This is a genomic window from Methylobacterium organophilum (assembly GCF_022533465.1).
Lineage (GTDB): Bacteria > Pseudomonadota > Alphaproteobacteria > Rhizobiales > Beijerinckiaceae > Methylobacterium > Methylobacterium organophilum.
In genome coordinates this window covers 3660431-3673518 of record NZ_CP092848.1, presented here as the reverse complement: position 1 = coordinate 3673518, position 13088 = coordinate 3660431, and the positions used below count along the sequence as shown (strand labels likewise).

Here is a 13088-nt window from a genome sequence, read left to right as displayed (position 1 = left end):
CGCCTGCGGGGTTGCCCTGTACCGCCCTGCCCGCTCCGGAGGCCGCTCGACCGTGTCCCTCGAAACCCTGCTCAAGGAGGCCGCCGCCCGCGGCCGCCGCCACGCCGAAGCCTTCGACGGCGGATCGAAGGAGGCCCTGCCCTGGAAGGTCATCGAGGCCTTCGATGCCGAGATCCGCGGCCATGTCGAGCGGGACCGCCGGATCGAGGACGAGCGCGACCGGGTGCTGATCGCCGCGGTGAAGCTCGCCGAGACGCCCATGAACGACGAGGAGGCGGTCGCGGTGGCGCGGCGCCATCTCGTCCGCGCCCTCGATTATCTGGAGGAGGCGGTGCTCCGCTTCGGCCGCGTCAACCGGCAGGCCGCCGCGCGGGGCCACGGGGAGGCCGGCGCCGCCGTCGCCTCCGGCCGCTGAGCGGGCGGTCCCGGACGATGCGGGCCGATTGTCGCCCGGGGCAAGCGCGCCCGCCTCGACTCGCCCCGCCCCGCCATGGCATCGCCAGCACAGGATCACCGTCTCGCGTGACGCTCCCGCCGCTCCACCGGGGCCGAGGGAAGCACCCCCCTTCGGGCGCCGCGCGAGGCGCAGAAGGACCACCGGAGGAAACCATGCAGCGTCTGGCCGAGCTCAAGTCGGATCCCGCCTTTCGTCAGGCCGTTCTGGCCGTGAAGGGGGCGGCCAGCACCCTCAGCGGGCGCGCCATGACCCAGGAGGAGGCGGAATTGCTGGTGAGCTTCGCCCTGGCGACCTTCGCCAATGCCGGCGGCCTCTCGGAGCCGAGCCTCAGCCGCATCGCCCGCTTCGCCGGCCAGGTCCCGCTCGACGAGAGCGTGGAAGGCCTGATGAAGCATTGAATCCGGTCGCGGCGGCTCGCCGCGATCCGCTTCCGGCACGATGCGCGGGAGAGCGAGGCCTCCCGCCACGAAAGATGTCCCAAGACCGCGCCCCGCCTCCAGGCGGGGTCTTCTGGAAAGGACGTGGTTGAGGGCGCCGGTCCCGTCCCTGGATCGGCATGATTTCTTCGGGAAGAAGAAAAATTCTGCAACATTTCTGCGCCGCAGCGACGTTTCCTGCTTGACGCACGTTCGGCGTGGCAGGATATTTCCTTCCAAGAACGGGAAATTCCCGTGAAGAATGGTCTCCTTGGGAGGAGATATGCCATGCAGGATCCCCGGGTCTCTGCCATGTTCGGCCGCGACCGCGCGGCGGCCATCCTCGCCGTCGTCATCGTCTGGCTGGTCTACGCCTTCACCTTCTGGACCATGCGGCAGGCCTTCGCGGATTCGCACGTCACCGCGCTGATGGTCGTGCTCGGGATCTGCGTCGTCCTGCTCAACACCGCCGCGATCGTGGCGATGATCCGCCACTACAGCGAGGACCGGGCCGCGATCTACGGCATGGACCTCTACTATCTCGATCGCCTGCGGGCCCTGCGCCGCAACCGGGGAGCCTGAGCCATGGCCTTGCAGACGGGATCCCGCAAACCCTACGAGCCGCCGGTGCAGTCGGTCGCCGGCCAGATCTTCGACGCCGTGCTGATGCTGGTGCTGGTCTTCATCACCCTCTACCTGCCCCTGCTCCTGAAGCTCGCGGGCGGGGGCACCACCACCACCGAATATCCCAACGCGACCTGGGAGAGCCTGGGCCAGAACCCGACCATGGCGGCGCAGTGGGAGAAGCTCGGCTTCGCCCCCGAGAAGGCCGCCGCCATCATCGGCACGCGCTTCGACTACGCCTTCAACTGGGGCGCCGTGGCGCTCACCGCGATCATCATCGTCGGCTACTTCGTCTTCATGTTCCGCTACTCCGACCGGGAGTACCGCGAGGTGATCGCCGAGCATTTCGACGGCGAGGGGCGCCCGCGCCCCTGACGCGGCGGCGCCCGCGCGTCCGCGTCACGATCCATCCCCCTTCGTCCTCAAGCCGGGGAAGCCTGTCATGGTGGCCATCATGAACTGGGGCGCCTGGGCGCTCGCGACCGTCCTCGCCCTCTGGATGGGGTTCGATCTCCTGCGCACCAACCGAACGTATGACGAGACCTACCTGCTCTCCTCGGAGGAGGGCGAGATCGTGGATTCCGAGGTCGGCGAAACCGCAGCGAGGTCGTGATGCCCGTGACGCAATCCCTGCCCACGTCTTCCCTGTCCCCCTCCCCCGCCGCGCCGGTGCCCCTCGCGGGCGCCCCCGCCGCGGCGCCCGCCGCCGGGACGGACACGCGGATCGCCCTGCTCCGGGTGCTCGGGCCGGGCCATGTCTGGGCGCTCGGCGTCGGCATCGTGCTCGTCGGCGAGTTCATGGGCTGGAACTTCGCGGTCGGCAAAGGCGGACCCGTGGCCGCCCTCGCCGCCTGCTGGCTCGCCGGCATCCTCTATACCTGCGTCGCGATGATCGATTCCGAGATCACCTCGACGGTCGCCGCCGCGGGCGGGCAATACGCCCAGGCCAAGCACATCATCGGGCCGCTCGCGGCCTTCAATGTCGGCCTCTACCTCGTCATGGCCTACACCATGCTCGAGGTCTCCAACGCGATCGTGGCCGGCGACCTGATCGAGGCCTTCGCCCAGAGCCTCGGCCTGGAGGGCGCGATCGACAAGCGCGCCTTCATGGTGCTCACCGTGGTGGCGCTGGCCTTCCTCAACTATCGCGGCGTGCTCGCCACCCTGACGCTGAACCTCGTCATCACCGCGGCGGCCTTCGCCGCCATCGTGGTGCTGTTCGTGGCGTCCCAGCCCTGGGCGCCCGGCGCCGTGCTCCAGCACAAGGGGCTGCTCGTCGACCTGCCCTACGGCTCGCTCGGCATCCTCGCGGCCATGCATTTCGGCCTGTGGTTCTATCTCGGCATCGAGGGCACGACCCAGGCCGCGGAGGAGGTGCGCTCCCCGGCCCGGGCCCTGCCGCTCGGCACCATGACCGGCATGATGACCCTGCTGATCGCGGCGACCCTGACCTGGTACGTCTCGACCGGCCTGATGCCCTGGGAATATCTCGGCCAGGCGGTGACGCCGCTCTACGACGCGGCCCGGCTCACCGGCAGCCGCTGGCTGGAGGCCTTCCTCTTCCTCGGCACGCTCTTCGCCACCGTGGCCTCGGCCAATGGCTGCATCAACGACGCCTCCCGCGCCTGGTTCGCCATGGGCCGCGACCGCTACATGCCGGTCTGGTTCGGCGCCGTGCACCCGACCTACCGCACGCCCTACCGCGCGATCGTGTTCTTCGTGCCGATCGCGATCCTGTTCGCCGTCTCGACGCCGCTCGACCAGACCATCACCTTCTCGATCCTGTCGGGCCTGCTCGGCTACACGCTGATGGCGCTCTCGATCATGCTGTTCCGCCGGAAATGGCCGCTGGGCTCGATCCAGCGCGGCTACGTGCACCCGCTGCACCCGCTGCCGGCGATCCTGCTGCTCCTGCTCTGCGTGGTGACCTATCTCGCGGTCTTCCTCGGCTACGGCACGCAGCTCGTCGCGATGATGGCCTTCTACATCACCGCCTCCGCCTGGTTCGTGCTGCACCGCTACAAGTATGTCCGCCGGGGCGACCAGTTCACGATGCCCTGGCCCAAGCCCCGGGGCTATTGAGGCGCCATGCTCGCCGCCCTCGCCGGCCTGATCGCCCTCGCCGCCGCCGGGTTCTGCTGGTCGCAGAACCGGGCGGCGGCCGCCTGGCGGGCGGGGCTGCTGTCGGACGGGACGCGCCTCCTGCGCGCCGCGCGCCTCGGTCGCGACCGGGCCGGCTTCGCCACCCTCGACGGCCGCTTCGGGGCCTTCGAGGCGCGCCTGCGGCTGATCCCGGAGGCGCTGGTCTTCCGCCGCCTGCCCCAGCTCTGGCTCTCGGTGACCCTGCGGGCGCCGCTGCCGGCGGGCATGACCCTCGACGTCCTGCGCCGGCCGGCGGGCGCCGAGTTCTACGCCCCCGACGACCTCCCGACCCGCTTTCCCGCGCCGCCGGGCTGGCCCGCCGACACCCTGGTGCGCGGCACGCAGGGTGCCGAGGCGCTGCTCGCCCGGGCCGCGCCGGCCCTGGACACGATCCTGGCCGATCCGCGGGTGAAGGAGGTGCTGCTGACGCCGAAGGGCCTGCGCCTCGTGCTCCAGGCGAGCGAGGGGACCCGCGGGGCCTATCTGCTCCTGCGCGGCAGCCGCTTCCCCCTAGAGCGGATCCCGCCCGAGACCCTGCGCCTCGGGCTGGAGGCGGCGCGCGACCTCGCCCTCGTCCTCTCGGAGCCGCCCGATGCCCGTCTCGCCGCCTGACCCGCGCAGGGTCCTGCTCGTCGCCGCGCTCCTGCCCGGGATGGGCCATGTCTGGACCGGCCGCGCCGCCCGGGGCCTGGGCTTTGCCCTGTTCACCCTCGTCGGGGGCTGGCTCTGTGCGAAATTCGCGAGCCCGGAAGCGAGCTTCGTCGGGCGTCACGCGGCGGGGTTCTTCGTCTGGGCGCTGTCCCTGCCCGACGCCTATCGCTGCGCCCGGCTCGACCAGGCGCGGGCGGAGCGCCTCACTCCATCACCGCGGCCTTCATGATCACGACCATGGTCGCCCGGCCCGGCTTGTCGCCCAGGCAGCGCACGGTGTGCGGGCGGTCGCAGCGATAGCGCAGGGTCTCGCCGGCGGCGGCGCGCTGCACCTCGCCGGCCACGTCCACCTCGAACTGCCCTTCCATGACGGAGAGCGATTCCACCGAGCCCCGCTGGTGCGGGTCGGAATCGAGCACGCCGCCGGGCTCGGCCGTGACGTCGTACCATTGCAGCCACTCGACCGTCTTGATCCAGCCGATGATGGCGAGCCGTACCTTGCCGTCCTCGGAGAGCAGGCTCGGCGTGTCGGCCCGGGAGGACTTCTCGATGAAGTGCTCCTCGTCCGAGGTGGCGAGAACCCGCTCGATCGAGACGTCCAGCGCCTGGCTCAGGCGCCAGATGGTGGCGAGCGTCGGGTTGGTCTCGTTGCGCTCGATCTGGCTGATGATCGACTTCGCCACGCCCGATTGCTCGGCGAGCTCCGACAGGGAGAGATTGTAGGCCTTGCGCAGGCGCTGGATGGTCTTGCCGAGCTGGCCGGAGAGCACCTGCGCGCCGCTCACGAGATCCTTCTGCCGCACCCGCTCGAGGCTCGTCGTGATGTCCTGCATGACCGCGCTGACCCGTGACTCGTCGTTCCGTTATCCGAACGGACGTTTGCTAATTCAAACGCAAACGCGTCGGAAGCGCAACCCGCACAGGCGGAACGCAGGGCGAACATCCGGGTCGCCGGGCACGGTCCCGGGCGGTTCAACCCCAGAGTGCGTGGAAATGGTGCACCGGCCCGTGTCCCTTGCCCACGGGCTGGGAATCCGCCGCAGCGATGGCGGCGGTGATGTAGGCCTTGGCCTGGGCGACGGCGGCGTTGAGGTCGAGCCCGCGGGCGAGGCCCGCGGCCACCGCCGCCGAGAGGGTGCAGCCGGTGCCGTGGCTGTTGCGGGTGGCGACCCGCGGGGCCGCGAAGCGGCGCAGGGGGCCGTCCTCGGTCAGCAGGTGGTCGACGCTCTCGGTGCCCTCCGCATGCCCGCCCTTGATGAGCACGCCCTTGGCGCCGGCGGCGCGCAGGCGGCGGGCCTGGGCCACGGCCTCGTTCTCGGTGGCGGCGGTGGGCTCGCCCAGCAGCGTGGCCGCCTCGGGCAGGTTCGGCGTCACGACGACGGCAAGCGGCATCAGCGTTTCCCGCAGGGTCGCGACCGCCTCCTCGGAGATCAGGCGGTCGCCGCTGGTGGCGACCATGACCGGGTCGAGCACGATCGGGATCCCGCCGGCGTGGCGGCGCAGGCCCTCGGCGACGGCGCGGATGGTGCCCGGGCTCGAGAGCATGCCGATCTTCACCGCGCCGACCGCGAGATCGGAGAAGACGGACTCGATCTGCGCGCTCACGAAGTCGGCGGGCACGTCGTGGATGGCCTGGACGCCGGTGGTGTTCTGCGCCGTCAGCGCGGTGATCACGCTGGCGCCGTAGACGCGCAGGGCGGCGAAGGTCTTGAGATCCGCCTGGATGCCGGCGCCGCCGCTCGAATCCGAGCCGGCGATGGTCACCGCGATGGCCGTGCGCGCCGTCATGGCGTCCCCTCCCCTTTTCCATCCCCGCGTGCATTCAACGCCGCGTCGATGCGCCCGCGCAAGTCGCGCGCCTTGCCGCGGGTGTCGCCGCCGCTGAACAAGGCCGTGATCACCGCGACCCCGTCCGCCCCGGCCGCGACCACGGAGGCCGCGTTCTCGCGTCCGATCCCGGCAATGGCGCCGAGGGGGAAGTCGCCGCCGCGGGCCAGCCGGCCGCGGAACACGATCCGCTGCAGCCCGTCGAGGCCGACCGGCGGATCGGGATTGTCCTTGCTCGTGGTGGCGAAGACGCCGCCGATGCAGGCGTAGTCGACCGGCAGGCGGTAGAGCTCGTCGGCCTGGTGGCCGGTCTTCACGGTAAGCCCGATGATCGCCCCCGGCCCGAGCAGCCGGCGGGCCTCGTCCGGGTGGAGATCGCTCTGGCCGAGATGCACGCCCTCGGCGCCCGCCGCCAGGGCGAGATCGACCCGGTCGTTGACGAGAACGGGCACCCGGCCCCCCACCGCGTTGCGGATCGCCCGGATGCGGGCGAGGGCGGCCCGGGCATCGGCGATGTCCTTCTCGCGGTACTGGAGCAGGGTGCAGCCTCCGGTCACCGCCTCCGCGGCGAGGGCCGCGAGGGTCGCCGCGTCCCCGCCGAGCACGCCGGTGTCGAGGAGGCCGTAGAGGCGCAGGTCGACCGGGACGGTGCCCGCACGGCTCTGTCCCACGCTCACCATGCCGCGCCTCCGGGCGCGACGCTCCGATCGTGCATGCGGTTCCTCCCTGCGCGCGTGTTTGCGACGCTGTGTGACCATCCTGCCGGCTTTTCAAGCGCCGGCGAACGGCAAGGGCTGCGGCGGTCTTGGGAGGATAGCGCGCCTCCCGACCGCTCCGGACCCCTGCGGGCCGTTCGGAATCGTTGTAGAGGAGCGGCGAGGGTCCCGTCCCGGGACCGCTGCAGGATGTTCTGGACGACGATGACCACGGCCGACCCGCTCCGGGCCGACTCCCGCTCTCAGACCGCGCCGCTGCCCGTCAGCGCCTCCTCCGTGGGCCTGGTGGCGGTGATCGTGGCCGCCACGGGCGGAGAGCCGCGCGCCCTCACGGTGCAGGTGGCGGGGCAGGCGCGGGGCCGCGAGACCGGCCTGCCGGCGGGCCCCCTGGTGCCCGAGCACACGACCCTGGAGCGCGGCCTGCGGGCCTGGGTGGAGCAGCAGACCCACCAGCGCCTCGGCTATGTCGAGCAGCTCTACACCTTCGGCGACCGCGACCGGAAAGCGGGCGGCCCGGAGGGCGTGCACCTGCTCTCGGTGGCCTATCTCGCCCTCGTCCGCGAGGCGCGCCCGGCCGGCCTCGCGGAGGCGGCCTGGCGCAACTGGTACGCCTATCTGCCCTGGGAGGATTTTCGCGAGGGACGCCCGGCGGCCCTCGACGCGATCGAGCCGCGGCTGATGGCCTGGGTCCAGGAGGCCGCCGACCCGAAGCTGCGCCGCCTGCGCGAGGACCGGGTCGGCCTGAATTTCGGCGGTACCTGGAACGAGGAACGGGTGCTCGAACGCTACGAGCTTCTGTTCGAGGCCGGCCTGATCCCGGAGGCGGAGGGCCAGAGCGGCGCCGCCGTCCCCGCCGATGCCGCCGTTACCGGCGTGCCCATGGCCCTCGACCATCGCCGCGTCCTCGCGACCGCGATCGGGCGCCTGCGCGGCAAGATCAAGTATCGCCCGGTGGTGTTCGAGCTGATGCCCCCCGCCTTCACCCTGCTCCAGCTGCAAAGGACGGTCGAGGCGCTCTCGGGCACGCGGCTGCACAAGCAGAATTTCCGCCGGCTGGTCGCCCAGCAGGGCCTGGTGGAGGAGACGGAGGCCGTCACGAGCGGGACGGCCGGCCGCCCGGCCCGCCTCGTCCGCTTTCGCCGCGAGGTGCTGCTGGAGCGCCCCGCGCCGGGGGTGCGGCTCACGCCGTCCCGCCGGCCCGGCTGAGCCGGTTCGCGGGGCGAAGGGGCGCGGCCCGTCTCAGGCTTCCTTCCTGCGGCGGGGCGCCCGGGGCTTCTTGGCCGCCGGCTCCTCCGCCGGGGGGGCGGCTTCCACGGGGGGCGGCTCGCTGGCCGCGGGCCGGCGGCGCTGCTGGCCGAGGCCGAGGGCGCGGGCGAGTTCGGAGCGCTGCTCGGAATAGCTCGCCGAAGTCATCGGATAGTCCGGGCCGAGGCCCCACTTCGCCCGATACTGTTCCGGCGACAGGCCGCGCAGGGTGAGGTGCCGGCGCAGGGTCTTGTAGGGTTTCCCGTCCTCGAAGCTGATCAGGTAATCGTGCGAGATCGACTTCTTGATCTCCTGCGGTGTCGCCTTGGGCGGACCCGAATCCTGCCCGTTGGCGGCATGAGCGGTGACGCCGAGGATCGCGCCGTGCACGTCGCTAAGCAGCTTCGCCAGATCTGCGCTCTGGACATGGTTGTTGCTGACATAGGCAGAGACGATGTCCGCCGCGAGGGTGATGAGTCTTGCGGACTCGGCTGTATCTTCACTCATGTTAAGAAATGCCGTCTTTGAGGAGCGTTTGACATCCAGAGCGTAAGCTCAGCTCCACTACACGGCAAGACGTTTCCAAAGAATTTTCGGATTACGAGCGATCAAAAGCCGAGCTATTTCGGTTTTTCATCCAGTCCTCTCTTGCACAGGCGAGTGCAGGCTCGGGGACGTCCCGGTCGTGGCGATGGATGGGGGGCGATGGGAAAAAACAGGCTTCTCGCAGGCCCCGGCGCGAGACATCCCGCGGCCCATATCTGAAATTCCCGCACGGGATCAGATATTTGCCTCGTCTTTTGCGGATGGGGGCGCCATAGGCATCGCTTCTGTCGACGGCCGACCCGGGTCGACATTGGCCGATCACGGGTCCTGGATGCGCGAAATCTTGTGGATCGTGTGCCTGTGCGCTGCGGGCATGCGGCAGCGCTCCCTCAAATCTGCGCGACAGGCCGCGTTTCGCGCCGGCCTGCGCCGTCGCCGCTCACCGGCGGGCGGAAGATTGCAGCGCACGATAACTGATTTTCATCGCGCGTATCTTGAGACGATGCTTGTTGTGAGGGCGCCGGTCTCCGGGCCCGTCCTCGCGCTCAGGGCGGAAACCGCTTCACCGGGCCGCCGCCAGCGGATGAAGCCGGGGCGGCCCTTCGGACAAGGATCGCTGGGATCGAGGATCGCGCCGCGTCGCCGGGCGCGCCGACGGCCGATTCCGGACGAGCGGATCGGCGGCGGCTCCGGCGCGTGTTCCCGGCCGGCGCTCCGGCTTCGTTCTCAGGGGGGGGGACGACGAGGCGACGGGAGCCCCGTCGTCCTGAGGTGCCGGGCGGTCAGTCGAGCCCGAGCATCAGGCCGAGATTCTGCACCGCCGCACCGGAGGCGCCCTTGCCGAGATTGTCCAGGCGGGCGACGAGCACGGCCTGGCGGTGGCTGTCCGAGCCGAAGACCCGCAGCTCCAGCCGGTCGGTGTCGTTGAGCCCCTCGGGCTCGATCCGCTCGCGATGGGCGCCGGCTTCCGCGCCCTTGACCACCGAGACGAGGGCGCTGCCCGCGTACCAGTCGGCGAGGGCGTCCTCGAGATCGCCCGGGGTCGGGCGGCCGGGCAGGCTGTCGAGATGCAGGGGCACGCTCACCAGCATGCCCTGCCGGAAATTGCCGACGGAGGGCACGAAGATCGGCCGCCGGGTCAGGCGGGCATAGGCCTGCAGCTCGGGGACGTGCTTGTGGCCGAGGCCGAGGCCGTACATCTCGAAGGCGGGCGCCTCGTTGCGCTCGTAGGCCTCGATCATGGAGCGGCCGCCGCCGCTATAGCCGCTGACCGCGTTCACGCTCATGGGGAAGTCGGCCGGGATCAGGCCGCCCTCGACGAGGGGGCGCAGCAGGGCGATGCCCCCGGTCGGGTAGCAGCCGGGATTGGCGACCCGGCGCGCGGCGCGGATCGCCTCCGCCTGGCCCGGGGCGAGCTCGGGAAAGCCGTAGGCCCAGCCCTGGGCGACGCGGTGGGCGGTGCTGGCATCGAGGATGCGCGGGCCGCCGCCGGGCAGGCCGTCGGCGAGCGCCACGGTCTCCTTGGCCGCGTCGTCGGGCAGGCACAGCACCACCAGGTCGACGCCGGCGATCAGGTCGCGCTTCACGGCCGCATCCTTGCGGTGCTCGTGCGGGATGCTGACGAGGCGCACGCGGCCCTCGCGCTCCAGGCGCTCGCGGATGCCGAGGCCCGTGGTCCCGGCCTCGCCGTCGATGAATACCGTGGGGGCGCTGTTCGCCGACATGCCTTCGTCTCCGCTGCGGGCACGCCCGCATCGCCTGTTCGTCCACCGGTCTTCCTCGCGCCGAAGCATGACGGTGGCGCGACGGGGAAGAGCGATGCCCGCGCGAGGTGAGACCTTCGCGCCCCGCTGTCAACGCATCCGTTCCCCCTGCGCATGGGGGATTGTCCCCAGGATGCGGCGAAGCGGGCTGGAACGCCGGGGCCTCGCGCCCGATTGACCGCCCAATCCCCCGTCGAGGAGACACGATCATGGCCGAGCGCGCCAAGAAGACCGATCCGAAGCTCTGGGAAAAGGTGAAGGCGAAGGTCACCCGCTCCGACAAGGGCGGCAAGCCGGGGCAATGGTCCGCCCGCAAGGCACAGATGGCCACGAGCACGTACAAGAAGGAGGGCGGCGGCTACGAGGGCGGGAAGTCGTCCGACAACCACCTCAAGCAATGGACCGACGAGGGATGGGGCACGAAGTCGGGCAAGGAGAGCGGCAAGACCGGCGAGCGCTACCTGCCCAAGAAGGCCCGCGAGAGCCTGAGCGCGTCCGAATACGCCCGCTCCACCGCGAAGAAGCGCGCCGATTCCGCCAAGGGCAAGCAGCATTCGAAGCAGCCCGCGGACGTGGCGAAGAAGGCCGCCTCCGCCCGCAAGACGGGTTCGACGTCGTCCCGGGCGGGGAGCGGCGAGACCAAGGCCGAGCTGATGAAGAAGGCGCGGGCGAAAGACATTTCCGGCCGCTCCCGCATGTCGAAGGCCGAGCTCGCCCGGGCGGTGCACGCCTGAGCGCCGGGCCCTCTCGAAAGGCCGCCCTCAGAGCCCGGCGGCGGCCTTGAGGGCGGCGTTGATGCGGTCCTGCCAGCCGGGGCCGTCCTTCTGGAAATGCTCCAGCACCGCCTTGTCGAGGCGCAGGGAGACGGTCTCGCGGACACCGGGGACGGCCGTCGCCGCGGCCGGTCCCGGCGCCGGGGCGGGTGCGGGCTTGCGGGTGGTCACCGCCTTGAAGGCGGCTTCGGCGGCGGCGCGGGGGTCGCTGGAGCGGCGGGGGCGGTCGAAGGCCATGGCGATCCTCTCCCTCAGGCCTTGGTGCGCCGGCGCTTGGGCGCAGGCGGATTGGCGGCGCGCTCCGCGGCCTCCTCGGCCTCCTTGGCGAGGCGGAGGGCGCGCAGGCGGAGCGTACGCTCGTCGACGGCGCGGATCGCCGCCTGGTGTTCCGCCATCGCCTCGGCGCCTTCGCGGGCCATGCGCTCCGCGCGCTCCGCGCGCGCCTCGGCGCGGATCTTGGCGGCAATGTCGTCGGTCATGGAACGTCTTCCATCGCGCCGCCCTCGTCCCGGCGGCCGGCCCGGGGCCGGCGCCATCCCTTTGCTCGCGGCCTCCTCGCGGTGTCCGGCGGAGCGATCGGGGGACGGGCGGTGGTGAAGCCCTCGGGGCGCGGATCGCCACCGGATAAGGCTTCGCAACCCTAGCAGGCCGCGGCCCGGAAGGCGAATGCACGCGCGGTTTCTCTCCCCGGCTCATTGCGGGCCGGGGCGCCTCCTCCGGCGCGGTTGCCGGGAAGTTGTTCCTGCGCCGCGGCCGTCGGCGGGCGGATTTCGTGCGTGATCTCGCAGCGTCATGCCGATATGGCAGAGGCGAGTGCGCGTCGAAACGGAACTTGCGGCGTCAACCAATCTCTCAGGAGCAGCATTCATGCGGGTTCTCGTCACCGGTGCCGCAGGATTCATCGGATTTCATCTTGCGCATCGCTTGCTGTCCGACGGCGTCGAGGTCGTCGGCATCGACGGGATGACCAGCTACTACGACGTCGCGCTGAAACGCGCCCGGCTCGCGCATCTCTCGGCCCACGACCGCTTCTCGTTCCACGAATTCATGCTCGAGGATGCGGACCGCATCCGCGCGGTCATGCGGGCGACTCGGCCGGATGTCGTCGTCCATCTCGCGGCCCAGGCCGGCGTGCGCTACAGCCTGGAGCAGCCGCGCCAATACATCGCGAGCAACATCGTCGGCACGTTCAACCTGTTCGAGGCCTGCCGGGGCCTCGACATCCAGCACGTGATGTTCGCCTCGACCTCCTCGGCCTATGGCGGCAACACGACGCTGCCGTTCCGGGAGACGGACCGCTCCGCCGCGCCGATGAGCATCTACGCGGCGACGAAGCTCTCCGGCGAGGTGCTGGCCCATACCTACGCGCATCTGTGGCGGCTGCCGGTCACGTCCTTCCGCTTCTTCACGGTCTACGGCCCCTGGGGCCGGCCCGACATGTCGCTGTTCCTGTTCACCCGCAAGATCCTGGCGGGCGAGCCGGTCGACGTCTACGGCCATGGCCGCGCGGTGCGGGACTTCACCTATGTCGGCGACCTGGTGGAAAGCATCCACCGCCTCCTCGGAAAGCCGCCCGCCGCCGACCCGCAGGCCCGTCTGTCCGAGGCCGACACCCTGAGCCCGGTCGCGCCCTATCGGCTCGTCAATATCGGTGGCGGCCAGCCCGTCAGCGTGTCGCGGATCCTCGACCTCCTCGAAGCCAGCCTCGGGCGGAGCGCGACCCGCGTGCTGAAGGATCTGCCCCCCGGGGACGTGGAGAAGACGGAGGCGAGCACCGCGCTCCTGCGGGACCTGATCGGCTACGTGCCGGTGACGCCCGTCGAGGAGGGGATCGCGGCTTTCGTCGACTGGTACGTCAAGTATACCGCTTCTCAGACCGGCGCTTGACGGGCGCCTCCTTGGGAGGGGCCGGCGAGACGCCTTCCTCT

Annotated in this window: 18 protein-coding genes; 11 read left to right on the top strand and 7 right to left on the bottom strand. The window is 71.0% G+C overall.

Annotated features, from left to right (window positions below; genetic code table 11):
- Positions 1-52: 52 nt before the first annotated feature.
- The 8 genes from MMB17_RS17375 to MMB17_RS17340 all read left to right on the top strand — a co-directional run bounded on the left by MMB17_RS17375 (position 53) and on the right by MMB17_RS17340 (position 4519).
- Positions 53-415 (top strand): hypothetical protein, encoded by a 363-nt coding sequence (locus MMB17_RS17375; RefSeq protein WP_241099697.1) that lies wholly within the window; start codon positions 53-55, stop codon positions 413-415.
- 194 nt (positions 416-609) lie between these two features.
- On the top strand, positions 610-855 hold the full coding sequence (locus MMB17_RS17370; protein WP_238311037.1) for a hypothetical protein: 246 nt from the start codon (positions 610-612) through the stop codon (positions 853-855).
- A 306-nt stretch (positions 856-1161) separates the two neighbouring features.
- Positions 1162-1455, top strand: a complete 294-nt coding sequence (locus MMB17_RS17365; protein WP_241099696.1) for a hypothetical protein — start codon at positions 1162-1164, stop codon at positions 1453-1455.
- A gap of 3 nt (positions 1456-1458) precedes the next feature.
- Complete coding sequence (locus MMB17_RS17360; RefSeq protein ID WP_241099695.1) at positions 1459-1872, top strand: hypothetical protein; 414 nt, start codon at positions 1459-1461, stop codon at positions 1870-1872.
- A 67-nt stretch (positions 1873-1939) separates the two neighbouring features.
- The gene (locus tag MMB17_RS17355) at positions 1940-2110 is read left to right on the top strand and encodes a hypothetical protein (protein WP_238311034.1); all 171 of its coding nucleotides are present in this window, start codon (positions 1940-1942) and stop codon (positions 2108-2110) included.
- Complete coding sequence (locus tag MMB17_RS17350; protein ID WP_241099694.1) at positions 2110-3579, top strand: APC family permease; 1470 nt, start codon at positions 2110-2112, stop codon at positions 3577-3579. The genes MMB17_RS17355 and MMB17_RS17350 overlap by 1 nt, the downstream gene beginning before the upstream one ends.
- Positions 3580-3585: 6 nt before the next feature.
- A complete protein-coding gene (locus tag MMB17_RS17345; RefSeq protein WP_241099693.1) occupies positions 3586-4251 on the top strand; it encodes a hypothetical protein in 666 nt (221 codons plus the stop codon).
- Entirely contained in the window at positions 4232-4519 is a 288-nt protein-coding gene (locus MMB17_RS17340) for a hypothetical protein (RefSeq protein WP_241099692.1), read from the top strand. The genes MMB17_RS17345 and MMB17_RS17340 overlap by 20 nt, the downstream gene beginning before the upstream one ends.
- On the opposite strand, the gene MMB17_RS17335 is transcribed toward MMB17_RS17340, so the two are convergent.
- The 3 genes from MMB17_RS17335 to thiE all read right to left on the bottom strand — a co-directional run bounded on the left by MMB17_RS17335 (position 4494) and on the right by thiE (position 6797).
- Positions 4494-5123 carry a helix-turn-helix domain-containing protein gene (locus MMB17_RS17335; RefSeq protein ID WP_238311030.1) on the bottom strand — a complete coding sequence of 210 codons (630 nt, stop codon included), beginning with the start codon at positions 5121-5123 and terminating at the stop codon, positions 4494-4496. The genes MMB17_RS17340 and MMB17_RS17335 overlap by 26 nt on opposite strands.
- Positions 5124-5262: 139 nt before the next feature.
- Positions 5263-6078, bottom strand: coding sequence for a bifunctional hydroxymethylpyrimidine kinase/phosphomethylpyrimidine kinase (gene thiD / locus MMB17_RS17330; protein WP_238311029.1), 816 nt, complete (start codon positions 6076-6078; stop codon positions 5263-5265).
- Positions 6075-6797 (bottom strand): thiamine phosphate synthase, encoded by a 723-nt coding sequence (gene thiE, locus MMB17_RS17325; RefSeq protein ID WP_241099691.1) that lies wholly within the window; start codon positions 6795-6797, stop codon positions 6075-6077. The genes thiD and thiE overlap by 4 nt, the downstream gene beginning before the upstream one ends.
- A 240-nt stretch (positions 6798-7037) precedes the next feature.
- Between thiE and MMB17_RS17320 the strand changes: the two genes are divergently transcribed.
- On the top strand, positions 7038-8039 hold the full coding sequence (locus tag MMB17_RS17320; protein ID WP_238311242.1) for an NUDIX hydrolase: 1002 nt from the start codon (positions 7038-7040) through the stop codon (positions 8037-8039).
- 33 nt (positions 8040-8072) lie between these two features.
- Here the strand turns inward: MMB17_RS17320 and MMB17_RS17315 are convergent, their stop codons facing one another.
- Together MMB17_RS17315 and argC are read right to left on the bottom strand one after the other, a co-directional pair.
- Positions 8073-8585, bottom strand: coding sequence for a Ros/MucR family transcriptional regulator (locus MMB17_RS17315; protein WP_238311027.1), 513 nt, complete (start codon positions 8583-8585; stop codon positions 8073-8075).
- An 821-nt stretch (positions 8586-9406) separates the two neighbouring features.
- Positions 9407-10348 carry an N-acetyl-gamma-glutamyl-phosphate reductase gene (argC, locus tag MMB17_RS17310; RefSeq protein WP_241099690.1) on the bottom strand — a complete coding sequence of 314 codons (942 nt, stop codon included), beginning with the start codon at positions 10346-10348 and terminating at the stop codon, positions 9407-9409.
- 248 nt (positions 10349-10596) lie between these two features.
- On the opposite strand from argC, the gene MMB17_RS17305 reads away from it, so the two are divergent.
- Complete coding sequence (locus tag MMB17_RS17305) at positions 10597-11121, top strand: hypothetical protein (RefSeq protein ID WP_241099689.1); 525 nt, start codon at positions 10597-10599, stop codon at positions 11119-11121.
- Positions 11122-11148: 27 nt separating this feature from the next.
- Here MMB17_RS17305 and MMB17_RS17300 read toward each other — a convergent pair whose 3' ends face one another.
- Together MMB17_RS17300 and MMB17_RS17295 are read right to left on the bottom strand one after the other, a co-directional pair.
- Entirely contained in the window at positions 11149-11397 is a 249-nt protein-coding gene (locus tag MMB17_RS17300) for a BrnA antitoxin family protein (RefSeq protein WP_238311024.1), read from the bottom strand.
- A 14-nt stretch (positions 11398-11411) separates the two neighbouring features.
- Positions 11412-11639, bottom strand: a complete 228-nt coding sequence (locus MMB17_RS17295; RefSeq protein WP_238311023.1) for a hypothetical protein — start codon at positions 11637-11639, stop codon at positions 11412-11414.
- Positions 11640-12027: 388 nt separating this feature from the next.
- On the opposite strand from MMB17_RS17295, the gene MMB17_RS17290 reads away from it, so the two are divergent.
- A complete protein-coding gene (locus MMB17_RS17290; protein ID WP_241099688.1) occupies positions 12028-13047 on the top strand; it encodes an SDR family NAD(P)-dependent oxidoreductase in 1020 nt (339 codons plus the stop codon).
- Positions 13048-13088 lie beyond the last annotated feature (41 nt).

Bases quoted from the DNA above. Each gene is read 5' to 3' on its own strand.
- MMB17_RS17320 (WP_238311242.1), top strand. From the start codon at position 7,038: ATGACCACGGCCGACCCGCTCCGGGCCGACTCCCGCTCTCAGACCGCG.
- MMB17_RS17370 (WP_238311037.1), top strand. From the start codon at position 610: ATGCAGCGTCTGGCCGAGCTCAAGTCGGATCCCGCCTTTCGTCAGGCC.
- MMB17_RS17315 (WP_238311027.1), bottom strand. From the start codon at position 8,585: ATGAGTGAAGATACAGCCGAGTCCGCAAGACTCATCACCCTCGCGGCG.
- thiD (WP_238311029.1), bottom strand. From the start codon at position 6,078: ATGACGGCGCGCACGGCCATCGCGGTGACCATCGCCGGCTCGGATTCG.
- MMB17_RS17360 (WP_241099695.1), top strand. From the start codon at position 1,459: ATGGCCTTGCAGACGGGATCCCGCAAACCCTACGAGCCGCCGGTGCAG.
- MMB17_RS17350 (WP_241099694.1), top strand. From the start codon at position 2,110: ATGCCCGTGACGCAATCCCTGCCCACGTCTTCCCTGTCCCCCTCCCCC.
- thiE (WP_241099691.1), bottom strand. From the start codon at position 6,797: ATGGTGAGCGTGGGACAGAGCCGTGCGGGCACCGTCCCGGTCGACCTG.
- MMB17_RS17355 (WP_238311034.1), top strand. From the start codon at position 1,940: ATGGTGGCCATCATGAACTGGGGCGCCTGGGCGCTCGCGACCGTCCTC.
- MMB17_RS17335 (WP_238311030.1), bottom strand. From the start codon at position 5,123: ATGCAGGACATCACGACGAGCCTCGAGCGGGTGCGGCAGAAGGATCTC.
- MMB17_RS17300 (WP_238311024.1), bottom strand. From the start codon at position 11,397: ATGGCCTTCGACCGCCCCCGCCGCTCCAGCGACCCCCGCGCCGCCGCC.
- MMB17_RS17345 (WP_241099693.1), top strand. From the start codon at position 3,586: ATGCTCGCCGCCCTCGCCGGCCTGATCGCCCTCGCCGCCGCCGGGTTC.
- MMB17_RS17340 (WP_241099692.1), top strand. From the start codon at position 4,232: ATGCCCGTCTCGCCGCCTGACCCGCGCAGGGTCCTGCTCGTCGCCGCG.
- MMB17_RS17365 (WP_241099696.1), top strand. From the start codon at position 1,162: ATGCAGGATCCCCGGGTCTCTGCCATGTTCGGCCGCGACCGCGCGGCG.
- MMB17_RS17295 (WP_238311023.1), bottom strand. From the start codon at position 11,639: ATGACCGACGACATTGCCGCCAAGATCCGCGCCGAGGCGCGCGCGGAG.
- MMB17_RS17305 (WP_241099689.1), top strand. From the start codon at position 10,597: ATGGCCGAGCGCGCCAAGAAGACCGATCCGAAGCTCTGGGAAAAGGTG.
- MMB17_RS17290 (WP_241099688.1), top strand. From the start codon at position 12,028: ATGCGGGTTCTCGTCACCGGTGCCGCAGGATTCATCGGATTTCATCTT.
- argC (WP_241099690.1), bottom strand. From the start codon at position 10,348: ATGTCGGCGAACAGCGCCCCCACGGTATTCATCGACGGCGAGGCCGGG.